This is a genomic window from Paludisphaera mucosa, assembly GCF_029589435.1.
Taxonomy (GTDB): domain Bacteria; phylum Planctomycetota; class Planctomycetia; order Isosphaerales; family Isosphaeraceae; genus Paludisphaera; species Paludisphaera mucosa.
Genome location: NZ_JARRAG010000001.1, coordinates 769,661 through 792,995 on the forward strand (window position 1 = coordinate 769,661; position 23,335 = coordinate 792,995).

Consider the following 23,335-nt stretch of genomic DNA (forward strand, 5'->3'; position numbering starts at 1 on the left):
CCCCATCCCCCCTCGTCTCAGGCCGGCTCCGTCGCCGGGGGGATCGCGGGGGCCTTGTCGCGCGACTCGCGGCGGAATCTCGGGAACAGGGCCCCAAGGCCGTCCTCAGCCGGATCGTAGGCGCCCCAACCAGGGACCCGACCCAGGCATCGGTCGAAGGTCTCGCAGGCCATGTGGAAGAGGACGATCGCCAGGATCCAGTAGGCCACGTTCCAGACGACGATCCCGATCGGGACCATCGTGATCATCTCGGCCGGTCCCGGGGCGGTCTCGCCGAGGACCCCGAACATCGCGAAGACCGGGCCGTAGAGGGGCGAGCCCATGACGATCAGCGGGACGAACTTGCTCGACCCGTGTTCCGACAACACTGCCACGACGACCCAGCCGACGCAGGCGGCGACGTAGAGCCCCACGCTCAGGGCGAGCACGCGGCCCTGGCGGACCACCCAGACCGAGATCGCCAGCCCCACGCTCGTCACGGCCGCCCCGTAGGCCACGATCAGGCCGATCATGCCCACGAGGCACCCCCATTTCCCGCTCTGGAGGCAGGCGACCGCGCCGATGAGGCCGGGCAGCACGGCCAGGCAGGGGACGAGCCGGAACGTCCCCCACCACTTGCCCGCCAGGATCGACGGAGTGCTCATCGGCGTGGCGAGCAGGACGTCGAGGCTCCCCCGCACCCGTTCCTCCGAGAGCGACGTCGCGGCGCGGACGCTCAGCAGCAGCAGGCCGATTCCGACGAGGTACATGTTCGCGAAAACCGCCAACTCGCCGACCCGGCCCCCGTTCATCACGTCGACGAGGGCCAGCCAGGTCAGCACGAGGGCGAACGCCGAATAGGCGAGCCAGGTCCAGGCGGCCCAGCGCGAGGGGCGCATGCGAGTCCATTCGCGCCAAAGCACCGGGTTGGCGTCGAGTGAGGGCGTCGGCAGGACTGTCGGCAGCCGCAACCCCGGCCGCCCTCTTCGGCTTTTCGAAGGTGCGGCCTCGGCCCGCTGGTTCAGCGTCAGCGACCGGATGCGGCGGATCGTCGCGATGGTCATCAGGGCGGAGATCGCGAGGCAGATCACGAGGAACACCGAGACCGACAGCAGGTGCGTCGAGGCCGGCTCGTTGTACGACGGGGCGATCAGGTTGAAGGGATTCGTCCAGGCGAAGAAGTGCAGGAAGGAGTCGAACCAGCCGCTCGGCGAGAAGCCGGCAATCCTAAGGCCCGTGGCCAGGAAGGGCGTGACGGTCACCCAGAAGATCAGGAAGAGATACGTCGCGCTGAGGACCTCGTGGGTCTTCCGGCCCCAGACCGACAGCGTGAACGCCAGAGTGCAGCCCAGGACCGCCGTGCCCAGCGAGACGGCGACCGAGCCGAGCAGCGTCACCGGATCGACGCCGCCGAGCAGCGTGGTCAGCATGAGCACCGGCAGCACGCAGAAGACCAGGCCGACCACCGGGATGAGCGCGGCCCCGAGCTTGCCGAGGACGATCTCGGCGTCCGTCAGGTCGGTCGCCATGACGTGGAGCAGCGTCCCCCGCGCCTTGTCGAGGCAGACGGCCCCCGCCGTCGCCGCGGGCGCGGCGAGGAGGATCAGAGCCAGTTCGACCGTGACGATCGCGTTATACACGGTCTGGCCGAACTCGGCGATCCGCCGGAGGTCGAGGGCGTCGAGGTTCCATCGCTGGCTCATCCAGACGACGACGAGGCCGCCCAGGATCGTCGCCACGAAGGCCGCGCGGAGGGCGTAGAGCTGCCATCGCCGCGAAGTTCGAATCCACTCGTACGCGAAGACCGGGCCGAGCGCGTCCTGCATCGCCATGATCGATCGACTCCTCGCGAAACGGTCGGACTCCGTCGACGGCCGTTCATCCTACACTCGTCACGGGTCCGGCGACACCGCTTTCCGCAAGAGCCCGGCCGCGAGGGCCCCGGCCGCCGCGATCGCCGCCAGGGTCGTCAGGGCGACGCCCGCCAGGTGGCTCTCGACGCCCGTGTGGAGCAGGCTCCAGATGAGCTGGCTGATCGTCGACACGCCCGGCGGCGTCAGCAGGTTCGTCGCCGGCAGCTCGCCCAGGCCGAGCACGAACGCCGTCGCCCACGCGGCCGGCGACGCCCGCCGCGTGAGCGGCAGCGCCACGCGCAGCACCCGCGAGGCCGGCCCCCAGCCGTCGACGGCCGCGGCGTCGAGCGCCTCGTCGGGCAGGCCCCGCAGAGCGGGCCAGAGGATCAGGACCGCGTAGGGGAGCGTCCGCGCGGCCATCCCCAGCACGAGGATCGCCGGCGCGTCGTAGATCCGGTCGATCGACCGATAAGCCAGCATCAGGGCCATCCCCGCCACCGGCCCCGGCGCGGCGAGCGTCAGGGCGACGGTCATGAGCGCGATGGCCCGCCAGGTCCGCGAGGTCCGACCCATCCAGCAGAGGCCCCAGGCCAGCGCGACCACGAACGTCGCCGCGGCCGCCGCCAGGATCGCGCTCGTGACGAGCGGCTCGCGGCATTCCTCGGCCGCCGATCGCAGCGTGCCCAGGAATCCCGCGAGCGACCAGGAAGGGGGCGAGCCGAGCCGAGCGCGGCCGCCGACGCGGCCGGCGCGCCAGACGAGGCTGTAGAGCGGCAAGGCCATCAGGTCGCCGAGCGCCGCGACCACGACCACGCCCAGGGGGATCCGCCATCGGCCCAGGCGCCAGGTCTTCGACCGTCCGAAGGCCGTGGCCAGCTTCGCGGGGGCGTCGCGCGCCAGCAGGCGGGCGACGAGGAAGATGGCGACGCCCAGGATCAGGAGCGGCGGCAGCGCCGTCGACGCAGCGCCGGCCGGTCCGCGGCCGAGGGAGAACTGGACGTACGCCTCCTCGGCGTAGGTGCGGACTTGCAAGAGGTCCGTCACCGTCATGTCTCCGGCGGCGAGCACGGCCACGGCGATCGCGGCGGCGGCGATCGCGCCCAGGCTGCGCCGGAGGGTGACGGTCCAGATCACCCGCCGGGCCGGCATGTCCAGCAGGGCCGATTCCTCAAGCTCGGGCTCGACCAGGCGCAGGCCCACGCCCGACAGCAGGACGACCCAGGGCAGGGCGGCCAGGGCCGAGACCACGATCACGCCCGGCCGGCCGATCAGGAACGGCCGCACGCCGAACGCCTGCATCCGGCCGGCGTCGCCGAACGCGCCCAGCCAGGCCGTCGCGTGCAGCGGCAGGGGGACGAACAAGGCCAGACCGAGCGCGGCCAGCAGGGGGCCACGGCCCCAGACGTCCGTGCGAAAGAGCAGCAAGGCCAGCGCCACGCCCATCGGCAGCGCCAGGGCCTCCGTCCCCGCGACCACGATCAGCGTCTCCAGCGCCAGCCGGGCCGGCCGGGCGAGCCCGCCGGTCTCGGCCGCGACGGCCGCCGTCGCCGCGGGGTCGAGCGAAGTCCCGGGGGCGCCGTCGCCCGTCGTCGGCCGCGCCGCTTCGAGGATCGTCGCCGCCAGCGGCCAGAAGACGAGCAGGGCGAGCCCGGCGAGGACCAGCACGCCCGCGAGCCGCCCCGGCCGATCCCTCACGGCCGCAGGCCGGCGTCGCGCATCAGGGCGGCCGTCCCGTCATACGCTTCCTCGACCCACTCGACGATCCGCTCGGGGTCGGGCGAGTATTCCAGCTCGATCGACACGACCACGTCGTCGATCCCCAGCGCCTTGATCGCGTCGAGATAGGGCGGGAAGTCGACGACTCCCCGTCCGGGGGGCAGGTCGCCGTGGACCTTGCCGTCGCAGTCGGAGATGTGCACGTGGGCCACGCGTCCCCGCAGGGCCTCGATCGACGACGGGGGTTGGTTCGACAGGACGAGGTGCGAGATGTCGACGTTCGCCTTCACCGCCGGCCGATCCACGTCGGCCAGGAACCGGGCCATGCTCGGCACGTCGTTGAGCAGCGACATCGCGAACGGCTCCAGCTCCAGGGCGATCTCCAGGCCGAGCCCGGCCGCGTGGTCGCCCAGCTCCTGCAGGCGGCGGACGCCGATCGCCCACTGCTCGGCGGGCGGGATGACCTCCTTCTGCCAGATGTACTCGCCGATCACCAGCAGGACGTTCTTCGCCTCAAGCTCGTACGCGAAGTCGAGGTAGGCCCGGACGCGGTCCGCGTGGAAGCGCTGGACGCTGGGGTTGAAGTCGACGAGGCCGACGGCCACGCACGGCAGGCTCACGATGGGCAGCCCGGCCCGGGCGCACTCGGTGCGGATCAGCCGCCGCTCGCGGGCGTCGAGGTCGAGCGGGTCGGCGAAGACGTCGATGCAGTCGAAGCCGATCTCGCGGGTCTTGCGGATGCCGAAGGCCGTGCCCCGGCCCGCCTGCACCCACGCCGAATTGATCAGGCCGAGCCTCATGACGACGAACCTCCGGGCGGCGACTTCCGGAACGACGGGCCGTCGCGACCGGTCGCGTGCGCGGCCGCGGGCGTCGGGGCCGGGGGGACGCGCTCCTCGACCACGGGCCGCGCGCCGTCGCCGGGCGGGCCGCCCGCGGACGTCGCCAGGTTGCTGTAGGGCGAGCGCGAGGGCTCGATGGGCATGTGGATGGAGAAGCACGAGCCGTAGCCGACCGTCGACTGCACCTCGATCCGGCCGTTGTGCTCGATCACGATCCCGTAGCTGATCGAGAGCCCGAGGCCGGTCCCCTGGCCCAGGGGCTTGGTGGTGAAGAACGGGTCGAAGATGCGGTCGCGGATCTCGGGCCGGATGCCGCAGCCGTTGTCGTCGATGTCGACGCGCACGCCCAGGGAGTCGGCCTCGGTCTCGGTCCGCACCGTCACCTGGCCGTTCTCGCCGCAGGCGTCGATCGCGTTCGTCAGCAGGTTGAGGATCACCTGGTGGATCCGCGCGGCGCGGCAGCGGACGGCCGGCAGCGCGCCCAGGTCCATCACGATCTGCACGCCCTTCTTCCGCGCGTAGCCCTTCACCATGTTGATCGACGACTCGATGCCGGGGTTGAGGTCGACCTCGTTCCACTCGCCCTCGTCGACCCGGGCGAACAGCCGCAGCTCCTTGACGATCCGCTCGATCCGCCGCAGCCCCTCGCGGGTGCGCTCGATCAGCCGGGGGAAGTTCTCCAGGCAGTACGCGAGGTCGGTCCGCTCGGAAATCCGCGCGATCTCGGCGGCGAGCTCGGGGTCGCGATGCTCGGCCGCGACGTGGTCCTCGTGGAAGATCTCGACCAGCCGCAGGAGGTCGCGCAGGTCGCGTTCCAGGACCGCGACGTTGTTGCTGACGAAGGCCAGGGGGTTGTTGATCTCGTGGGCGACGCCGGCCACGAGCTGGCCGAGGCTGGCGAGCTTCTCGTTCTGGACGAGCAGGCTCTGGGCCTGCTTGAGCTTCTCGTGCGCCTGGTGCTCCGAGCGGGCCAGGCCCTCCAGCTCGACGTTCTTCTCGCGGAGCTGCTCCTCGGCGCGGATGCGGGCGGTCACGTCCCAGAAGATCGCCTGTGTGCCGATCAGGCCGCCGTCGGCCGCGTAGAGCGGCGCCTTCATGACCTGGACGTGCAGCGTCTCGCCGCGGGGCGTGACGTGCTGCTCGATCACATCGAGCACGCGGCCGGAATCGGCCACCCGGCGGTCGTCGATGCGATACTTCTCGGCGAGCGCCTTCGGGAAGAAGTCGTAGTCGGTCTTGCCCAGGATCTCCTCGCGCGTGTAGCCCAGCTCGTTGCAGAAGCGCTGGTTGGCGAAGGTGAATCGGCCGTCGAGGTCCTTGCGGAGGAACGACTGGGGCAGGGTCTCGACGAGCGAGTGGTAGACGGCCTCGGTCTCGCGGGTCGCCCGCTCGGCCTGCGTCCGCCGCTCGGCCTCGTCGGTGGTCTTGGTGGCCAGGGCCCCGAGCCGGGCCCGCAGGCGGAGGGCGTAGGCGATCGCGCCCAGGGCCGCGAGGCCCGCGGCGATCGCCAGGCTCAGCGGCGCGGGGCCGGCCTCCAGCGCGGCGGAGGCCGCCAGCAGGGTCGGCCCGTCCAGTCGTTCCACCGAGAGCACCGTTTCCATTCGAGGAAAACTCGTCCAGAAGTCCGGCGAAGGACGCCCGGGGCTCGCACGACCGATCTCAACACATCTTATCCGCCCCATCCCGCGAACGATACCACGCGGTGCTCGGTCGCGGCGGCCAGGACGGCCTCGCAGAGCGCGATCGTCTTGAGGTTGTCCCGCCCGGAGACGTCGGGCTCCGTCCCCGTCTCGATCGCGATCAGGAGCCCGGCCATCGTGCCGGCGAAGGCGTCCGGGAACCAAGCCTCGGGCCAGCGCGGGCGACGCCAGGCGCCGCCGTCGGCCGTCGTGCTGTAGTCGATCGTGCTGGGCTGCTTTCGGGGCCACGAGGGCCAGCCGATCGACCCCAGGGCCAGGCCCCCGGTCCCCTCGAACCGCCAGCGGACGCCGAGGTCCGCGGCCGACCCCTCGCGCGCCGGGCCCGCCCAGACGTCGTCCCAGCATGAGCCGCGGGCGCCGTCGGCGTACTCCAGGATCACCAGGTTGAGGCCGTCGACGTGCGGGAATTTCGTCCGCGGGTCGGGCCGGGTGCTGGCGAGGACCCGTTCGGGGTCGCCCAGCCAGTAGCGCATCGTGTCGAGGTGGTGGATGCTCATGATGAACGTCGAGAGCGACCGGCCGTCGCGGGCCCAGGGCATCCAGTGCGGGATCGCCCGCAGCTCGATCGTGGCCAGCACCGGGTCGCCCAGGGCGCGACGATCGAGGAGCCGGCGCAGGGCGCGGACCGAGTGGTCGTAGCGCATGTTCTGGTTGACCTGCAGGGCGATCCCCGCCTCGTCGCAGGCTTCGACCAGCTCGCGGGCCTCGGCCAGCGAGAGGGCCAGCGGCTTCTGCGCCAGGATCCCCTTGACCTTGCGGGGATGGGCGACGATCCGCCGCATCACCTCGGGCTGCTCGGCCGGCGGCACGGCGACGTCGACGACCTCGATCGCGGGGTCGTCGAGCATGGCTTCGAGCGTCGTATAGACCCGGGGCGCCCCGCGCAGGGCGGCGACCTCGCGGGCCGTCGACTCGGTTCGCGACGTGATCGCCGAGGCCGGGAAGCCGGCGTCGCGATAGGACGGCAGGTGGCAGTCGCGGACGATGAAGCCCGCCCCCACGACGCCGATCCCCCAGTCGCGACGCGTGGGCAGTTCCGGCAGGTGGGCCCGCGCGTCGAGCAAGTCGTCGGTCATGGCGAAGGTCCGGGACGCGTCGGGAGGCCGGCGACGCGAACCTCACGCCGCCTCGACCGCACGATGAACCGCACCCGTTGATACATCGTCGGCGACGGCCGCGTCCAGGGGGCGATGACCGGAAGCCACGTCCGCGCCCGCATCCAGGGGCCGGAACCACGCGCGGAACTCGGCCTCCGTCGCCCCCCGGACGATGGCGCGATGCACCCTCGCCGCGGCCAGGAACGGGGCGAGGACCGCCATCGTCGCGACGCCCCCGCGCCAGGACGCGTCCCACGCCGCCGGTGCGACCGCCGCCAGGCCGGCCACGCCCGTCAGCCCGAGCAGGACGACGTGCGGCTCGCACGCCTTGTACGCCGGGTAAGTCAGCACGCCCAGCCCCCGTCGCGGCCAGCCCGGCGGAGGAGCCGGACGGCCTCCCGAACCGCCGTCGACGCGATAGCTTCTCGCGGTGCTCTTGAGCCGCTGGACGAACGCCTTGTAGCGACAGTCGTTGTGCAGGCCCAGCAGGGCCCAGCCGACCGCGATCGCGAAGCCGGCCGCCGCCCAGGCGACCTCGCCGGTGCGCACGGCCAGGCCGAAGCCCAGGGCGAAGCCGACCGCCATGTTCTGGACGTGGTGCATCAGGTAATCGAAATACACCCCGTCGAGGCTCGCGGAGCCCCGCCAGCGGGCGACCTGGCCGTCGACGTGGTCGAGCCAGAACGCCAGCCAGAGGAATCCGACCCCGACGGCGAAGCCCCGGCGATCGCCCGTGGCGACGGCCGCCGCGCCGGCCAGGCCGGCGAGCAGGGCCGCCGACGTCACCTGATGGGCCGACGCCCCCCATCGCACGGCCGCCCAGGTGCCGTACACGGCCGACGGCCGCGCGACGCGGCGGGCGAGCCAGTTGCCGATCTCGCGATGCCGCCCCTTCTGCACGACCGCCCGCAGTTGGGCGAGCGTGGGGCGGTCGGCGCTCATCGCGTGAGGCCCTTGGCCCCGGCCGCGCCGGTGGTCTCGCCGCCCAGCTCGTAGATCGAGTAACGGCGGACGAGGCCGTCGGGCTCGGCCAGTTCCTCGTTGTAGAGCGGCCGGTGCGACGCCAGCCAGGGGGCCAGCAGCTCGCCGAGCGTGGCGTCGAATTCGACGTCGGCCGCGCCCTGGGGCGGGCAGAGCATGACGTGCGTGTAGCCCTCGCGACGGAGCGTTTCGACGACCTCGCGGTCGGTCTCGCCGTGCTCGCCCAGGTCGGTGCGACGGCGGTGGGCCAGCTCCATCGTGTAATCGCGGGGGATGTAGAAGCCGCGGTGGTCCTGGCCGATCACGCGGGCGTCGGGCGGCAGGTGCTCGCCGATCCAGCGGCCCACGCGGAAGGTCGGCTCGCAGCGGGCGAGGAACTGCATCGACGTCTCGGCCCCCAGCACCGAGCCCGCCGCGCGGCCCGCCCGGGTCATCGCCACGCAGGTCTCCAGGCCGAGCACGCCGACCAGGGCGATCGTCAACGCCCGCGCCGGGATCGTCGGCCGGTCGCGCCAGGTCGAGGCCAGCCAGGCGACCCCGATCGACAGCGGGCCGACCGCGATCAGCAGGAACCGCATGCTCTGGCGCTGGGTCATGCAGAGCATCAAGAAGACGTAGCCGAACATCACCAGACCCAGCACCCGCCGCGGCGCCCGCTCCAACAGCAGGGCCGGCAGGAAGAGCAGGAAGACCGGCCCGAACTGGTGCGCGAAGCTGTCGAACCGGTGCGGCTCCAGCGTCAGCGGCGCGAGCGACGTCAGCATGTTCCACGCCGTCACCGGCAAGGGCCGCTTGATCGGGTCGAGGACCTCGTCGAGCCCCGAGCCGAACCAGGGCCGGAAGAACGGGAACACCGGGTTGCCCGTGTGGACGTAGGCCCGCAGGTACCACGCGCCGCCCGCCGCGATCAGGGCCGGGACGAACAGGGCTGAGGCCTCCAGCGCGTCGGCCCAGCCGGCCTTCAGGGCACCCTTGCGGGCGTACAGCGGCCTGAGCAGGACCCCGGCCGCGAGCATCGCGGCGAGCACCAGCGCGGGATATTTCACCCCCGCCGCCAGACCGGCGAGGACGCCGCCCAGCAACGCGGCCTTTCGGCTCGGCTCGTCGTACAGCCGCATCCAGGCCGCGAGCGCGGCCGTGCCGAACGCCGCCAGCGCGACGTCGTTCAGCGGCGCGGCCATGCCGTTGGTGACCGCCGGGACGAGCAGGGCCCCCGCGCCGGCCCACCACGCGCGGTTGCCCAGCGTCGGCCGCGCGAGGGCCGTCACGTTCGCGGCCATCGCCAGGCCGAGCATCCACTGCAGGCATCGGCAGGCGATCGGCCCCCGGAACGCCAGGGCGACCAGGTAGAGCATCTCGGTCGTCAACGGGTAGATCGTCTCGTGCAGGTCGGGGTCGAAGACGGCCGAGCCCTGCATCAGGAAGACTTTCGGCACCTGCAGATGGTAGCACAGGGCGTCGCCGTCCATCACCGGCGCGAGCGACGAGATCGCCGTCGCCGCGATCGTGGCGACCAGGAAAACCCGCATCAATCGGTCGACGCCCGTCGCGGCCGCCTCGCCGCCCCGGCCGGGTACGCCCGCCAGCTCCGCGACCAGGCGGATCCCGGTCAGCAAGCCGATCTCCGCGACGACCGCGAGCATCACCGCGAGCCCCACCGCGTTGAGCGCGTGGAACTGCCCGAGGAGCAGGGCGGCCAGCGCGACGAGCCCCGCCCCCAGCGGGAAGGCGAGCCCGAACCGGTCGACCGGGTGCGCGGGGGCGAGGTCGAATCGCCGGAGGATCCACGCTCCGAGACCGGTCGCGAGGAGCGTCAGCAGCAGGGCGAAGCCGAGGTCCAGCATGCCGGGTTCACCAGGATGGGGGGAGGGGGGATTGCGTCAGGGTCAACCGTCGAGGCGCACCACGCAGAACTGCGAGGTCTGGGCGTCGGCGTCCACCGGGATCGGGCCGACCTCGGCGATGCGACGCCCCTCGGCGCGGTACCACGCGGCCGTGTCGTAGCCGTAGCGGTTGTAGCTGAGGTTCATCTCCTCGTTGTGCGCGGCGAACCGGCGCGCGACGCGGACGACCTCGCGGCGGATGCGGTCGGCGACCTCGGGCGGGTTGTGCAGGATCACCGCCGAGGTCACCACCATGTCGAACGAACCGTCGGCGAACGGCAGCCGGTCGCCCCGGCCCAGGAACAGGTCGACGCCGTCGACGCCGTCCAGGAACCCGCGGGCGCAGCCGAGCTGCGTGGGGCTGAAGTCCAGGCCCGCCAGGGGCGCCTCGATCCGCTCGCGGAGCGCGAAGAGCAGCTTGCCGTAGCCGCAGCCGACTTCCAGGACGGACGTCGGGCGATAGGCCGCCAGCCGGCCGGCGATCCACTCGGCGCGGAGCGTCCGGGCGACCTGCCCTTCCTGCTCGCGGAAGTAGTCGGCCCCGCCGCGGAGGGTCCAGTAGCGGCGGGGGTCGGCGTAGATCAGACGGCGCTTCCACGAGGGCCAGCGGCCGCTCGTGCGCCGCAGGGCCTTGTGCCAGGCGTAGCCCGCCCCCCTCGTCCGCAAGGCCCGCCAGGCGCGGAGCGGCAGGGGGGGCTCGGCGGTGATCGTCGTATCCATGGGCATCGACCATCCCTGGTCCCGATCGGTGCGGCCCGGGGAGCGCGTCGGCCTCCCCCCGCGTTTCGCGACGCAATGTACGAGAGGTACAAAGGAGGGTCAAGCCAAGGCGGGGCGGAAACCGATCGCGCGCGAGAGCCGTTTGCCGGCGGCGGCGAGCCGTCCTATACTTGGCTTCAGCATCCTTTCTCGGTTCGACGCAAGTTCGGCAGCGGATCCGCCGGGGCGATCCGGGATCGCCCGCAACGGAGGACGTGGTAATGGGCGTGAGTCCCGATGGAGCACGGGTGGCCGACAGGGCGTTCCAGGTCTTCCAGCGCGCCCTGCACCCGGAATGGTTCTCGATCCGGGCGCACGAGCGGTTCGCCCTGGGGCCGTGGGAGGCCGACGTCCGGATCGTCGAGGGGGGCCACGCCGTCGTCTTCGGCTCGCAGCAGGTCGGCCTGACCGAGGTCCTCGGCGGCCCCGAGACCTGCCTCCCCCCCGAGGGGCTGCTGCTCAACTCCCCCGTCCGCCGCGAGCGCACGACGGTCCTCCGCCCGGGAGGCCTCATGCTCTATCAGGCCTGCCTCGAAGTCGAGCGGGTCGACCTGGCCGTCTTCCGGCACCTGTGCGACGAGATGACGATCGCCTCCCGCCACGGCTGCCTCGTCCACTCCTTCCCCGCCGTCAACCGCATGGCCCCCCGGCCCGTCAGCCACATCCGGGTCGACCGCCTCGCCCGCGGCCTGTCGATCCAGACCTTCCACTCCTTCCCCGACGACCTGGCCATCCTGAGGTCCCAGTCGCTCTTCGAACTGACCGATCCCGGCTGAGCCCGTTTTCGGAAAACGGCCCCCTTCGTCGATTGACAAACATGGTTTTGACCGGCATTTTATAGCAACCGTGTCAGGGAGCATCCATGGCGTCGCCGCGGCCTGTCCCGGCGCGTTCGCTGACTTTCTTGATATGACGATATGCCTTTCTTGCCTGCGCCTGCGTCGCGTCTTAGACTGGAGCGACGTCGGCCGCATCGCGCGGAGTGGCGGAGGGTCGTCGTACCAGAAGCATTCGCAAGTCGTCGTCCGGTTCGCGAGGTCCCCGGCCTGACGGCCGACCCAAGTGGCCTGGGCGGCTTCACGGGTCCAGTTCCGCTTCCGAAGCCCGAAACAGGGGCGGCTTCGACCGTCCCGGGGGAGGTCGACGATGGAACGGATGGAGCATATTCACGGTTCGTTGATCGACGGCGAAGACGTCGTCCTGCAAGAGGTCGACGGCTATCTCGCCAGCCACGACCACAAGGGGGGCCGAAAGACGCTTTACGGCTATTTCGAGATGCCCACCGCCGAGCTGCAGCGCCTGAACCACGACCGCTGCTACCGCCTCGTGCTGAGCGACGGCCGGAAGGCGAACATCTACACCGAGGTGATCCCCAGCAATGTGCCGGGGAAGTCCATCGCCGAGTTCCACATCAGCGGCGCCCTCAAGAAGTGAGCCCCGCCGGCCCCGGCCGGCGGCGACGCGGGGAGGCTTCGAGCCGGCCGCCCGGCCGGGGCCTCCCCGCCGGCGCGTTGGGGGAAGGGGGGGCGGGTCCGTGGGGTCGCGACGATCGCTCCGGTTACGCCCGAGTCGTCCGGCCGGCCCCGGGAATCCCCCGTCGGTAGTTTGCTCCGGGAGGGACCGTGATCCGATAACCAGGGTTGCGGACGCGGCCCCGCGGCCGGCCCACGCCCAACCTTCCCGGCTCCCGTCGTCCTCCGCGACCGCGGGTCGGCGGACGCTCGGAGCCGCCCGGATCGGTGGAATCGTCGAATGCTCTTCCTGCAGGCTTCGCCGTGCGATCGCGGGGGGGAGTGCTCCCCGAGAAAATCGCGAGCCGGAAAAAATCCGAGTAGGCCTCCGGATCGACCCTAAGTGACTCGGGCGGCACGCTCCGCCAGTGTCAGGGCGTCGTCGCATCCCCGGCCCGAGGGGGCTCGGCGGCAAGAAAACGGTTGGCTAGGTCGACCCAGGTGGTTATCTTGCGTTCGTCCCGACGGGGGACGTCGCCGAGCCGACGGAGAGCGGGTCGGCGCCCGAGGAGCATTGCCACGATGCCGCACACGTCCCGAACCGATCGAGTCCGCGGGTGCCTCCTGGGCCTGGCCGTCGGCGACGCCCTGGGGGCGCCGCTGGAAGGCCTCACGGCCCAGCAGATCAAGACGCACTACGGCCGGGTGAAGAACTACGTCGACGGCGTCCAGGCCTGGAAGCGCAAGCCCTACCGCTGGCGGATGCGCGGCCTGTATTCGGACGACACCCAGCAGTCGCTGGCGCTCTGCGACGTCCTGCTGGAACGCGGGGGCGTCGACCAGGCCCGACTGGCCGAGATCTACGTCGCCATGGCCGAGGCCCAGGGGCCGTTCCTGGGGGTCCACCGCGGCATCGGCCGCAGCTTCCGCCAGGTGCTGATCGACCTGCGGCGGGGGATCTCGCCGCGCTGGAGCGGCCAGACCAAGGCCGGGATCGGCGCCGCCATGCGGATCGCCCCCGTCGGCCTCTTCTGCGACGAGGCCGACTCCATCTTCGCGGCCGTCATGGAAGCCAGCCTGACCACCCATCGCGACGTCCGCAGCCTCAGCGGCGCGCTGACCGTGGCGCACGCCGTCCGCCGCCTCGTCGCAGCCGAGCCCCGCGACCCGAGCCTGCTGCTCTGGCTGGCGTCCGACGTCGCCCGCGACGAGGGCCGCATCGCCGCCGAAGGCTACGGCGAGGTCGTCCTCTCGCTCGAGAACCACGCCCGATCGATGTCGAAGGCCCTGGCGCACGCCGAGACCCTCCTGGAGACGCGCCGCGAGCGGGCCCTGCCGGCCCTCGCCGAGGAGGCGAACCGCCACGGCGCCGAGCCCGACTGCAAACGCCCCACCATGGGATTCCCCCCCGCCTGCATCCCGACCTGCCTGTACATCCTGCTCACGACCGACTCGTTCGAGGAGGCGATCCTCGAGGTCGTCAACCTCGGCGGCGACGCCGACACCACGGGCGCGATCCTCGGCGCCATGGCCGGCGCCCACTACGGGGTCGACGAGATCCCCCACCGCTGGCTCGAAGGGCTCCAGAACCGCGAGGGGATCGAGAACCGGGCCCTCGCCCTCGCCCGCGGCTCGGCGGCCGGGCTGGTCATCCCCGACCTGATCGCCACCGAGCAGGACCTGAACGCCCAGGAATCCGCCCACCTGGCGCGTCACGCCGCCCTCGCCCGCCAGGGGGGCGACCTCGGGGCCAACCAGGTCATCTGACGCCTCGCGCGTCGCGGCAGGGGCTCGGCGGTCCCCAAGCACGCACGCGCCCCCTTTTTCGGCGCGGGCGCGCGGAGTAGGATAGACTGGTACGCGACGTTTGCGCGCACCCTCCCGTCCGGCGCGACGGGACCGGGCCGCCCCCGCGGGCGGCGCGTGCGCATCCCTCCGTCCCGCTCGGAGCGTCTGACCGATGAGCACGACCACCCCCGTCCGGATCCGGCGGCAGCTCGACGAGGCCGAGGGCTACCTCATGCTCGAGATGCCCCGGTACGCGCTTCGGATCCTGGAGAGTCGGTCCGATTGGCCCCTGATGACCTTCGAGGCCAACTTCCTCAAGGGCGAGGCGCTGCGCTGCCTGAACCGCAATCGCGAGGCCCTGGCCTGCCTTGAGGCCGCCGCCGCGCTGCGGCCCGACGACGTCGCGGTGGCCCTGGCGCAGGGCTGGTGCTACAAGCGGACGAACCGCCTGGCCCAGGCCGTCGACGCCCTGGAGCGGGCCCGCCGGCAGGAGCCCGACAACGCCCTGATCCATTACAACCTGGCCTGCTACTGGAGCCTCGCCGCCAACGCCCCCAAGGCGCTCGAAGAGCTGGCCGCGGCCCTGCAGCTCAAGCCCGAGATGCGGCGGATGATCGCCGAAGAGGGCGACTTCGACTTCCTCCGCGGCGATTCGGCGTTCGAACGCCTCGTGAAGGACGCGACCCCGTCGATTTGATCTGGAGTGCGGGGCGAAGGCGAAGGAGGGGAGGTGGGAGCGATGGGCCGGGGCCGATCGCTGGCCCGTCGCCGCCCCGGTGAATACGGGGCGGGACGGCGTCGCGAGGATCGGCTCAGACCTCGTCGAGGACCCGCTGAGTGATCTCTTTCTCGCAGTACTTGCACCACTTCCAGCGCTTGGCGCCGACGGTCTCGTCGAGGTGCTTGTGGGCCAGGCGGACGCTGCGGAACCAGATCTTGGTCTCGTCGTCGCCGATCTTCTCCAGGCGGGGGCAGCGGGCGAAGTGGAGCAGGTTGGTGGCCGCCGAGCCCGGGCCCTTCCCTTTCACGACGGGAAGCGTACCGTGGAAGATGAACCCGATGGCCTCCACCTTCGCCTCGGCGAAGTCGTCGAGGGACTCGATGACGTGGATTCCGGCCTGTTCTTGGATCGGCATGCGAAGGATCCCCAAAGAGGATAGGTCGACTTCATCGATTCGACCGATAAGTGAGAGTTTAAACAAATTGTAAGAATTCCGCAAGGTGAACGGGACCGCGGGCGCGTCGGACGCCCCCGCCGAACGTCGTCCGCCGGGCGGGAGGCCCGGTGGGGCCCCGGGTGAACCCTTGATCCGAGAGACGGTCGGACACCTCCGCGACCTGCCGCGCTATCGGCAGATCCTCACGACGCTGGCGCGTTACGGATACCAGGACGTCGTCGCGGCGCTGCGCCTGGAGACCATCGTCCGGCCGCTCGAACGGGTCGCGCTCGGCGAGGAGGTCGCGCAGCTCGACCGCCCCCGCCGCCTCCGCCTCATCTGCGAGGAGCTGGGGCCGACGTTCGTCAAGCTGGGCCAGCTCCTGTCGACCCGGCCCGACCTGCTGCCGGAGAGCTACACGAACGAGCTGGCCGCCCTGCGCGACGACGTCCGGCCGTTCCCGTCGGAGCAGGCGGAGGCGATCCTCGTCGAGGAGTACGGCCGGCCGCTCGCCGCCTGCTTCGCCTCGATCGACCCCACGCCGGTCGCCTCGGCGTCGATCTCGCAGGTCCATCGCGCGGTCCTGCACGACGGCCGGACCGTCGCCCTCAAGGTGCGGAGGCCGGACCTGCACAAGGTCGTCGCGGCCGACCTCGACATCCTCAAGAACCTGGCGCAGCTCGCCGAGCGGCGGCTGCCGGCGCTGGCGGTCTACCGGCCGCTCGCGCTGGTCCGGGAGTTCGAGCGGACGATCAAGCGCGAGCTGGATTTCAGCATCGAGCTGCGGACGATCAAGCGCTGCCAGGCCCAGTTCGCCGGCGACGCCACGGCCCACATCCCGTTCGTCGTCGAGGAATTCTCGACGCCCCGCGTGCTTGCGATGGAGTTCATCGGCGGCGTCCGGGTCGACGACGTCGCGGCGATCCGCGGGCTCGGCCTCGACCCGGGCGAGGTCGCCGTCGCCGGGGCGCGGATCCTGATCAAGCAGATCTTCCAGTTCGGCTTCTTCCACGCCGACCCCCACTCGGGCAACCTCCGCGTGCTCGGCGACGGCGTCGTCGCCCCGCTCGACTACGGCATGTTCGGCCAGCTCGACCCCCGCACCCGCGAGCGGATCGCCGACCTCCTGATCGGCCTGCTGGCGCAGGACGTCGACGGGGTCCTCAAGGCGCTCGACGAGCTGGAGGTCCGCGGCGAGGCCGTCGACGCCCGCGAGCTGCGCCGGGACGTCGGCGAGCTGGTCCAGAGTTACTGCGACCTGACGCTGGCGACGATCGACCTTGGCGTCCTGCTCCGCGAGCTGGTGGGCCTGATCCGCCGGCACCGCCTCCTGATCCCGCCCGACCTGGTGCTCCTGATCCGCTCGCTGGTGACGATCGAGAGCACCGGCCGCGCGCTCGACCCGAAGTTCGACATCGCCCGCCAGCTCGAACCGATCCTCCGCAAGCTGGCGCTGCGACGATACAGCCCGCGTCGCCTGATGACCCAGGCCGCGAGCACCGCCAAGGACGTCCAGCGCATCGCCACGCTCCTGCCCGACCTCCTCAGCCACTCGCTGGAGTCGATCAAGCGCGGCGAGCTGAACGTGAAGTTCGACCTGCAGGGCTTCGAGCGCCTCGTCCGCCAGCTCACCCGGGCGAGCAACACGCTGGCCGTGGGGATCGTGATCGCCGGGCTTTTGGTCGCCTCTTCGCTGATCTTCCGGGGAGGCGCGAGTTCCCTGGCCCAGCTCGGCTACGGGCTCGGCATGGCGCTGAGCCTGTGGCTGATCTGGAACATGTCGCGCAATTCCTGATCGCGGGTCAGGTGCGGATCTGCCCCCAGCGGTACGTCGCCAGCATGCCGAAGATGAAGAGCGGCATCCAGGCGGCCAGCGCCGGCGAGAGCACCCCGTCGCCGCCGAGGTACTGGCAGACGATGCCGGCCCCGTAGAACACGGCCGAGTTCCCCAGCGCGAAGCCCAGGTTGATGAACATGTTCCTCCCGTAGCCGCCGAGGACCAGGGGCAGGCTCATGAACATCAGCGTCAGGGCCAGGAAGGGCCGCAGGGCTCGCGCGTGGATCGTCCCCTCGATGCTGACCCGGTCGTGGCGGTCGGTCGAGGGGTCGACCAGGCCGTTCACCAGCTCGTACATCGTCCCGTACTGATACCAGCTCGACTTGCGGATCATCACGTCGAACGAGAGCGAGGTGTGCACGAAAACCAGGTCGCCGCTATGCGTCGCGGCGTCGCCGACCGGGGGCGGGAAGCCCTTCGGGTCGGCGACCTTCACGACGATCGAATCGGGCCGGGTCAGCTCCTCCTCCGGGACCGGCGGCGAGATCTTGGCGCCGCGCACCAGCCAGCCGCCGCGCAGGGGGGCCGTGGGGTGGTCCTGGGGGATGTAGGTCGCCTCGTCGCCCTCGATCTCGCGGGTCGCCCCGAAGACCTGGATCGGCACCGTGACGTTGAACCGCTCCAGGATCGTCCGATGCGCCCGGTCGGCCTTCCGGCCCGAGAACATCAGGAGCCGCGAGTCGTAGGGCGTGGTCTGGACGATGACCGCGCTCGTGCCGTCGTCGGCGTGCGACTTCTGCAGCTCCTCGGCGTAGCGCGGGATGATGAACTCCTGGTTGGCGATCGAGAAGAAGCTCACGATGATCGACGAGATGATCACGGGCCGGATGATCCGGTGCGTGCTCACCCCCGCCGCCAGCATGGCGAGCTGCTCGTTGGCCCGCTGCATCCAGGTCACGGTGAAGATCGCGGCCATCATGCTGATGACGCCGCCGAGCTTGTCGAAGTACTCGGCCTGGCGGACCAGGTAGTAGCGGCCCATCGCCGACATCAGCTGCCCGAAGCCGACCGTCCGCTTGGTGAACTCGTCGACGTTCGAAAACGCGTCGAGCACGATCCAGAGGCCGACGAACGAGACGTAGCAGGTGACGTAGGCCTTGAAGAAGGCCCAGAACCGCTGCCGATCCAGGATTCGCACGACGCGTCCCCCCCCACCCGGCGTAAACCGATCAGTATTTGATGATCCGAGGGTACACCCAGCCCGCCAGCAGCGCCAGGACGAGGTTGCTGATCCAGAGCGACTTGTAGGGGGCCATCGTCCCCTCCTTGCCCATGTTGATGCCCAGCAGCATGAGCGGGTAATACAGGCCGATGATCGGCAGGAAGCAGGTCATGAACGCGCTCAGGAAGTCGCGCTTGGCGAAGCGGATGCCGATCGGCGCGCCCAGGACCACGAACAGGATGGAGCCGAAGGCCATCGACGTCCGGAGCTGCTTCTCGGTCTCGAACTCGTCGCTCCGCTTCTTGTAGAAGCTGTTCATGACGAACGACTCCTTGACGTCGTCCCACTTCACGTCGCCGATCCGGCCGGCCGCGAAGAGCAGGCCGGCGGACATCGCCTCTCGCTTGCGATCGACGGCCAGGTGCTCGCGGGCCTTGGCGAGCTCGGCGTCCAGCTCCGCGTTGGTGTGCTCCTGGATCGACTTGAGGCCGATCTTCTTGTTGTCCTCCGGCAGCGGGAATTCGAAGGTCTGCCCCTTCTCGGGCAGGAGCGTGACCTCCTGGCCGCTGCCGTAGTTCTGCACCACGCCCTCTTCCAGGTAGACGACGACCATCTTGCGGTCGAGGTCGAAGTGGAGCCGCGCGGCCTTCGCCTGGATCGTCGTCGTGTACGTCTCCGACCCGTCGGGGAGCCGGCCCTTCTTCTTGAACGTCGGCTTGATCAGGACCCGGTCCTCGACGTCGAGCACCTTGATCGAGATCGGGCTGCCGGGGAGCGTGAACTGCTTGTCGCGCTTGAGGAACTTGTAGACGACGTCTTCCATGTCGCGGAAGAGGACGAGCTTGGCCTCGTGGGCGCTGACGGGGATCCACGTCCGGCTCAGCTGCCAGAGCGTGCCGCTGACCACGCCGCCCAGCAGGATCGTGGGCCAGATGACGGTCATGACGCTGAGGCCGGCCGTCTTGACGGCGATGATCTCGTTGTCGCCGGCGATCCGGCCGTACACCACCGTCACCGCGAAGAGCAGCGAGACCGGCGTGGTGTAGGGGAGGGTGCTGGGGATGATGTACGGGATCAGGTGGAGCATGTCGCGGGGCGTGAGCATCTTGCTGTTCATCGCCTCGGCGGCGACCATGAACAGGACGAAGATGCCCGTCATCGTGATCAGCGCCATGGCGAAGGCGCGGAACACTTCCCCCCAGACGTAGCGTTGAAGGATTCCCAAGGCGAGCCCTCCCAGCCCAGCATCCATGCCCCCTGGGAAGGGGCTCGTTCTCGGTCCGTGATTCCAAAGGCCGCCGGTCGGGCCGTCGCGTCCTGCGAGGGTCCGGGCCGGCGTCGGGCCGTCGCGGCTATTCGTCGGGGGCCGGCCGGAGCGTCGCGCGGACGGCTTCGGCCAGCCGGCGCGCGCCCTCGGCGAGCGTCGCCTCGTCGGGGACCCCGAACGAGAGCCGCAGGTGGTGGCGAGGGGCCGCGGTCGGCTCGGGGGCGAAGGCGAATTCGCCCGGCACGTAGATCACGCCCTCGGCCAGACACCGGGCGAAGAGCGGCCCGTCGAAGCCGGCGTCGACCTCTTCGGGCAGCGTCATCCAGACGTACAGGCCGCCGTTGGGCCGGGTCCAGCTCACGCGGTCGCGGATGGGCGCGAAGTAGCGTTCCAGGGCCTCGACGAAGACGTCGCACTTGCGGGCGTAGAGGGCCCGGAGGTGCTCGACGTGGCGATCGTACTCGCCGCCGGCGAGGACCAGCCGGACGAGCTTCTGGACGAAGTTCGAGGTCCCGAAGTCGTGATTCCCCTTGAGCGCCAGGATCGGGTCGACGAGGGCCTTCGGCAGCACGCCGTAGCCCAGCTTCATGCCCGGGCTGAACGTCTTGCTGAACGTCCGCGCCAGGATGACCGTCTCGCCCTCGGGGTCCAGGCTCCAGAGGCTCCGGCCTTCCTTGTGGTCGTAAGAAAGGCCGTGGTACGCCGAGTCTTCCAGCAGGTAGATCCGGCGCCCCGCCTTCTCCGACCAGCGCCGGACCAGGTCGACGAGCGGCTTGCGGCGGTCGTCGGCCAGGCTGATTCCGGTGGGGTTGGCGTGCTCGGGGATGGTGTAGATCAGCTTCACCTTCTCCAGCAGCCCCTCGTCGCGGAGCCGGCCGAGCGTCGCCTCCAGGGCGTCGATCTGCAGGCCGTGCTCGTCGATCGGCGTGCGGATCGCGCGGGCGCCGCGGGTTTCGAGCGGGCCGAGGAAGACGAAGTACGTGGGCGATTCCACGATGACGATGTCGCCGGGGTCGAGCAGGGCCTCGCCGACGAGGTAGATCAACTGGGCCGAGCCCGTGGTCAGGACCGTGCGGCCGACCGCCTGGCGGTAGGTCCCGGGGGGGACGCCGTGCTGCACCTCGAGGCGTTCGACCAGGATCGCCCGCAGGGCCTCGTCGCCGATCGTCGTGCCGTACTGGAGCGCGGAGCGGCCCGCCGGCTCGTCGCCGAGGATCTGCGCGGCGGCGTGGGCCGTGGTGGCGATCGGGAGCGACTGCTGGTCCACGAACCCGGCCGCCAGCGAGACGATCTCCGGACGCTCCAGCGCGAGCTTCATCAGGCTGCTGATCGAGGGGGCGCTGGTGCGGGCCGTGGCCGCGCTGAGGTGGGTGGATAGTGTCATCGTAAGTCGAGGCCGGCTTCGGGAAAAAGGGGCTTCGGGACGGGTCCAGGGGTACTCTAGCGACGGCGCGGGGACTGTCAAGCTCGCCTGGCGGGGCGGATCCGCGTCGCGGCCCGTCGGTTCAGACAGTCGAGGTCGGCGTCCGGTTCGGCCGGGCGGTCAGGCCGCGGCGTATTCGTCGCCCCAGAAGAGGTATTCGTTGCTGTCGGCCGGATAGCGGCGGATCTGGTCCTGGAGCTGGTCGAGGAAGCCCTGGACGTGGCCGCCGGCCTGGGCCTCGTCCTGGGCGTCGCGGGGCAGGACGAAGTGGGGATGGAACTGCATGTGGTACCGCGAATCCTCGCCCACGCGGCAGAAGACCGGGACGACGGGCGCCTGGGTCATCGCCGCCAGGGCGATCCAGGTCGTCGAGAAGGTGTAGCGGCGGTCGAGGAACCGGGCCGTGGTCGTCAACTGGCCGCTCCAGCGGACGTCCCCAGCCAGGAACAGGAGCATCCCCGACTTGAGCACGCGGGCGGCCCGCAGGATGCTGCTGGCGGCGTCGGAGGCGTCGCCCTTGCGGGAGATGAACAGCTTGTCCTGGCTGAGCGGGCCCTCGTGGTCGAAGCGCGAGGCCATGAACTTCGAGAGGCTGCGCGGCTTCTCCATGTAGAGCTTGACCGGGTAGTCGTTGCGGTAGAGCCAGTGCGCCGGCAGCATGTGCGCGCCGAAGTGGCTGGTGAGCACGATGCACCCCTTGCCGAGCGCGCGGGCGGCGTCGAGGTGCTCGCGGCCCTCGACGTCGAACATGCCCAGGGCGCGGGCGTTGGAGGGGACGTCGACGAGCAGGTCGCGCGACCGCCAGAGGATGTGGTTGCCGGCGAGGCGGTTGCTGACCGCGGGGACGTCCCAGTCGCAGCCCAGGATCCGGCCGCCGCGGGCGACGGCCTCGTCGAAACGCAGCCGCAGGGCCCGGTTCAGGCGATGCTCGAAGCGGCCGATGCCCGAGACGATCCGGGCGGCCGTCGGCAGGGGGAGCAGGCGCACCACCGGGAGCGTCCCCCGCAGGAATCTCTTACGGATCTTCACCCCGCGCCGATCCATCGACGTCACCTCGATCTTCCCTGCAGGCGGCCGTCGCGCGACGTCGCCGTGACGCCGGCGCCGGCCGGGGCGGAGTTTGGCACGCATGGACGGAAGCGGCAACGCCAAAATCCGCGCGAGGCGTCAGCCGCGGGGCTTCCGGAAGATCAGCACGTTGTTCGTCCCGCCGAAGCCGAACGAGGCGCTCATCACGGCGTCGAGCCGCGCGGCGCGGGCCTCGTCGGGGACGTAGTCCAGGTCCAGCTCGGGGTCGGGGACGTGGTTCACGGTCGGCGGCACGACCTGGTCGCGCAGCGCCCGCAGGCAGGCGGCGGCCTCGACGGCCGACGCCGCGCCCAGCGTGTGGCCGATCGCCCCCTTGATCGAGCTGACCGGCGGGGCCTTGGCCCGGTCGCCGAAGACCTGCTTCACCACGCCGGTCTCGACCTGGTCGTTGATCGTCGTGCTGGTGCCGTGGGCGTTGTAGTAATCGATCTCCTCGGGGCCCATCCCGGCCTTCTCCAGCGCCAGCTCGACGCAGCGGCGGATCCGCTCGGGGCTGGGGGTGGCCATGTGGTAGCCGTCGGAGTTCATCGCGTAGCCCGCCAGCTCGGCCTGGGGCGTGAGGCCGAGCCGCTCGACGGCCTTCCCCGTCGCCAGCACGACCATCCCGGCGCCTTCCGACATCACGAACCCCGATCGATCGCGGCTGAACGGCCGGCTGGCCTGCGAGGCGTCGGCCTCGGAGCGATCGCCGGGCCGGGCGTTGAAGAGGGCCTTCATGGTCGAGAAGCCGTTCACGATCGCCGGCGTGAAGGCGCTCTCGCCCGCGCCGCAGAGGGCGAGGTCGGCGTCGCCGGCCCTCAGCATCATCGCCCCCATGATGATCGCGTGGCCGCCCGACGCGCAGGCGTTCGCGGGGGCGACGCCCGGCCCGTAGAGCCGGAGCTGCTGCGAGATCTGGCCGCCCGCCTGATTGACGAGCAGGCCTGGGACCAGGAACGGGCTGGTCGACAGGTCCTTGCGCTTCCGCATCCGGGCCTGCTGGGCTTCCAGGAAGTCCATGCCGCCGAAGGCCGAGCCGACCGCCACCGCCACCCGATCACGATCGATGCGGTCCTCGACGCCTCCCAGCCCGGCGTCGGCCCAGGCGGCGCGGGCCGCGACCATCGCCAGCGAGAGGAACCGGGCCGAGAGCCGGGCGAACTCGCGGTCCTCGTTCCGGGACGCCGCCTCCAGGCCCTCGACGAGGCCGGCGACGTCCTGCAGGTATTGTTCGCGGTCGAGCGACGCGTGTCGGCGGATGCCGGACTCGCCGGCGATCAGCCCCCGCCAGGTCGCGTCCATGTCGATGCCCAGGCAGGTGATCGCGCCATGCCCCACCACGAAGACCGGTTCCGCCATCGTCGCCTCGCTC

Annotated in this window: 19 protein-coding genes; 5 read left to right on the plus strand and 14 right to left on the minus strand. The window is 71.0% G+C overall.

Annotated elements, in window-relative coordinates; all coding sequences use genetic code 11:
• Window positions 1-17: 17 nt before the first annotated feature.
• The 8 genes from PZE19_RS03105 to PZE19_RS03140 form a co-directional block, all read right to left on the minus strand.
• Window positions 18-1,811 carry an ABC transporter permease gene (locus PZE19_RS03105; protein ID WP_277859130.1) on the minus strand — a complete coding sequence of 598 codons (1,794 nt, stop codon included), beginning with the start codon at window positions 1,809-1,811 and terminating at the stop codon, window positions 18-20.
• Window positions 1,812-1,871: 60 nt separating this feature from the next.
• Window positions 1,872-3,527 (minus strand): ABC transporter permease, encoded by a 1,656-nt coding sequence (locus tag PZE19_RS03110; RefSeq protein WP_277859131.1) that lies wholly within the window; start codon window positions 3,525-3,527, stop codon window positions 1,872-1,874.
• Complete coding sequence (locus tag PZE19_RS03115) at window positions 3,524-4,348, minus strand: sugar phosphate isomerase/epimerase family protein (RefSeq protein WP_277859132.1); 825 nt, start codon at window positions 4,346-4,348, stop codon at window positions 3,524-3,526. Before PZE19_RS03115 ends, PZE19_RS03110 begins: the two co-directional genes overlap by 4 nt.
• Window positions 4,345-5,991, minus strand: coding sequence for a sensor histidine kinase (locus PZE19_RS03120; RefSeq protein WP_277859133.1), 1,647 nt, complete (start codon window positions 5,989-5,991; stop codon window positions 4,345-4,347). The genes PZE19_RS03115 and PZE19_RS03120 overlap by 4 nt, the downstream gene beginning before the upstream one ends.
• 68 nt (window positions 5,992-6,059) lie before the next feature.
• The gene (locus tag PZE19_RS03125; RefSeq protein WP_277859134.1) at window positions 6,060-7,166 is read right to left on the minus strand and encodes a Gfo/Idh/MocA family protein; all 1,107 of its coding nucleotides are present in this window, start codon (window positions 7,164-7,166) and stop codon (window positions 6,060-6,062) included.
• A 42-nt stretch (window positions 7,167-7,208) separates the two neighbouring features.
• On the minus strand, window positions 7,209-8,129 hold the full coding sequence (locus PZE19_RS03130; RefSeq protein ID WP_277859135.1) for a CDP-alcohol phosphatidyltransferase family protein: 921 nt from the start codon (window positions 8,127-8,129) through the stop codon (window positions 7,209-7,211).
• On the minus strand, window positions 8,126-10,012 hold the full coding sequence (locus PZE19_RS03135) for a 4-amino-4-deoxy-L-arabinose transferase (protein WP_277859136.1): 1,887 nt from the start codon (window positions 10,010-10,012) through the stop codon (window positions 8,126-8,128). The genes PZE19_RS03130 and PZE19_RS03135 overlap by 4 nt, the downstream gene beginning before the upstream one ends.
• A 42-nt stretch (window positions 10,013-10,054) precedes the next feature.
• A complete protein-coding gene (locus tag PZE19_RS03140; protein ID WP_277859137.1) occupies window positions 10,055-10,777 on the minus strand; it encodes a class I SAM-dependent methyltransferase in 723 nt (240 codons plus the stop codon).
• A 281-nt stretch (window positions 10,778-11,058) separates the two neighbouring features.
• Between PZE19_RS03140 and PZE19_RS03145 the strand changes: the two genes are divergently transcribed.
• From PZE19_RS03145 to PZE19_RS03160, 4 genes are all read left to right on the plus strand, one after another.
• Complete coding sequence (locus PZE19_RS03145; protein WP_277859138.1) at window positions 11,059-11,586, plus strand: DUF2617 family protein; 528 nt, start codon at window positions 11,059-11,061, stop codon at window positions 11,584-11,586.
• A gap of 370 nt (window positions 11,587-11,956) precedes the next feature.
• Window positions 11,957-12,244 (plus strand): hypothetical protein, encoded by a 288-nt coding sequence (locus tag PZE19_RS03150; RefSeq protein ID WP_277859139.1) that lies wholly within the window; start codon window positions 11,957-11,959, stop codon window positions 12,242-12,244.
• Window positions 12,245-12,843: 599 nt separating this feature from the next.
• On the plus strand, window positions 12,844-14,028 hold the full coding sequence (locus tag PZE19_RS03155) for an ADP-ribosylglycohydrolase family protein (RefSeq protein WP_277859140.1): 1,185 nt from the start codon (window positions 12,844-12,846) through the stop codon (window positions 14,026-14,028).
• A 193-nt stretch (window positions 14,029-14,221) separates the two neighbouring features.
• Window positions 14,222-14,746: a TPR end-of-group domain-containing protein gene (locus PZE19_RS03160; protein ID WP_277859141.1), complete on the plus strand. Its 525-nt coding sequence runs from the start codon at window positions 14,222-14,224 to the stop codon at window positions 14,744-14,746.
• Between the two features lie 115 nt (window positions 14,747-14,861).
• On the opposite strand, the gene PZE19_RS03165 is transcribed toward PZE19_RS03160, so the two are convergent.
• A complete protein-coding gene (locus PZE19_RS03165; protein ID WP_277859142.1) occupies window positions 14,862-15,185 on the minus strand; it encodes a hypothetical protein in 324 nt (107 codons plus the stop codon).
• Between the two features lie 169 nt (window positions 15,186-15,354).
• Here PZE19_RS03165 and PZE19_RS03170 point away from each other — a divergent pair, with 169 nt between their 5' ends.
• Window positions 15,355-17,001 carry an ABC1 kinase family protein gene (locus PZE19_RS03170; protein WP_277859143.1) on the plus strand — a complete coding sequence of 549 codons (1,647 nt, stop codon included), beginning with the start codon at window positions 15,355-15,357 and terminating at the stop codon, window positions 16,999-17,001.
• A gap of 7 nt (window positions 17,002-17,008) precedes the next feature.
• Here PZE19_RS03170 and PZE19_RS03175 read toward each other — a convergent pair whose 3' ends face one another.
• From PZE19_RS03175 to PZE19_RS03195, 5 genes are all read right to left on the minus strand, one after another.
• Window positions 17,009-18,181 carry an LptF/LptG family permease gene (locus PZE19_RS03175; RefSeq protein ID WP_277859144.1) on the minus strand — a complete coding sequence of 391 codons (1,173 nt, stop codon included), beginning with the start codon at window positions 18,179-18,181 and terminating at the stop codon, window positions 17,009-17,011.
• A gap of 31 nt (window positions 18,182-18,212) precedes the next feature.
• The gene (locus tag PZE19_RS03180) at window positions 18,213-19,430 is read right to left on the minus strand and encodes an LptF/LptG family permease (protein WP_277859145.1); all 1,218 of its coding nucleotides are present in this window, start codon (window positions 19,428-19,430) and stop codon (window positions 18,213-18,215) included.
• A gap of 127 nt (window positions 19,431-19,557) precedes the next feature.
• The gene (locus PZE19_RS03185) at window positions 19,558-20,856 is read right to left on the minus strand and encodes an aminotransferase-like domain-containing protein (RefSeq protein WP_277859146.1); all 1,299 of its coding nucleotides are present in this window, start codon (window positions 20,854-20,856) and stop codon (window positions 19,558-19,560) included.
• 159 nt (window positions 20,857-21,015) lie between these two features.
• Window positions 21,016-21,924: a lysophospholipid acyltransferase family protein gene (locus tag PZE19_RS03190; protein WP_277859147.1), complete on the minus strand. Its 909-nt coding sequence runs from the start codon at window positions 21,922-21,924 to the stop codon at window positions 21,016-21,018.
• A gap of 138 nt (window positions 21,925-22,062) precedes the next feature.
• Window positions 22,063-23,322 (minus strand): beta-ketoacyl-[acyl-carrier-protein] synthase family protein, encoded by a 1,260-nt coding sequence (locus tag PZE19_RS03195; RefSeq protein ID WP_277859148.1) that lies wholly within the window; start codon window positions 23,320-23,322, stop codon window positions 22,063-22,065.
• Between the last annotated feature and the right edge of the window lie 13 nt (window positions 23,323-23,335).

Excerpts from the sequence above, each read along its gene's own strand:
- PZE19_RS03185 (WP_277859146.1), bottom strand. The coding sequence starts at position 20,856 with ATGACACTATCCACCCACCTCAGCGCGGCCACGGCCCGCACCAGCGCC.
- PZE19_RS03105 (WP_277859130.1), bottom strand. The coding sequence starts at position 1,811 with ATGGCGATGCAGGACGCGCTCGGCCCGGTCTTCGCGTACGAGTGGATT.
- PZE19_RS03120 (WP_277859133.1), bottom strand. The coding sequence starts at position 5,991 with ATGGAAACGGTGCTCTCGGTGGAACGACTGGACGGGCCGACCCTGCTG.
- PZE19_RS03115 (WP_277859132.1), bottom strand. The coding sequence starts at position 4,348 with ATGAGGCTCGGCCTGATCAATTCGGCGTGGGTGCAGGCGGGCCGGGGC.
- PZE19_RS03135 (WP_277859136.1), bottom strand. The coding sequence starts at position 10,012 with ATGCTGGACCTCGGCTTCGCCCTGCTGCTGACGCTCCTCGCGACCGGT.
- PZE19_RS03130 (WP_277859135.1), bottom strand. The coding sequence starts at position 8,129 with ATGAGCGCCGACCGCCCCACGCTCGCCCAACTGCGGGCGGTCGTGCAG.
- PZE19_RS03155 (WP_277859140.1), top strand. The coding sequence starts at position 12,844 with ATGCCGCACACGTCCCGAACCGATCGAGTCCGCGGGTGCCTCCTGGGC.
- PZE19_RS03195 (WP_277859148.1), bottom strand. The coding sequence starts at position 23,322 with ATGGCGGAACCGGTCTTCGTGGTGGGGCATGGCGCGATCACCTGCCTG.
- PZE19_RS03125 (WP_277859134.1), bottom strand. The coding sequence starts at position 7,166 with ATGACCGACGACTTGCTCGACGCGCGGGCCCACCTGCCGGAACTGCCC.
- PZE19_RS03140 (WP_277859137.1), bottom strand. The coding sequence starts at position 10,777 with ATGCCCATGGATACGACGATCACCGCCGAGCCCCCCCTGCCGCTCCGC.
- PZE19_RS03150 (WP_277859139.1), top strand. The coding sequence starts at position 11,957 with ATGGAACGGATGGAGCATATTCACGGTTCGTTGATCGACGGCGAAGAC.
- PZE19_RS03160 (WP_277859141.1), top strand. The coding sequence starts at position 14,222 with ATGAGCACGACCACCCCCGTCCGGATCCGGCGGCAGCTCGACGAGGCC.
- PZE19_RS03165 (WP_277859142.1), bottom strand. The coding sequence starts at position 15,185 with ATGCCGATCCAAGAACAGGCCGGAATCCACGTCATCGAGTCCCTCGAC.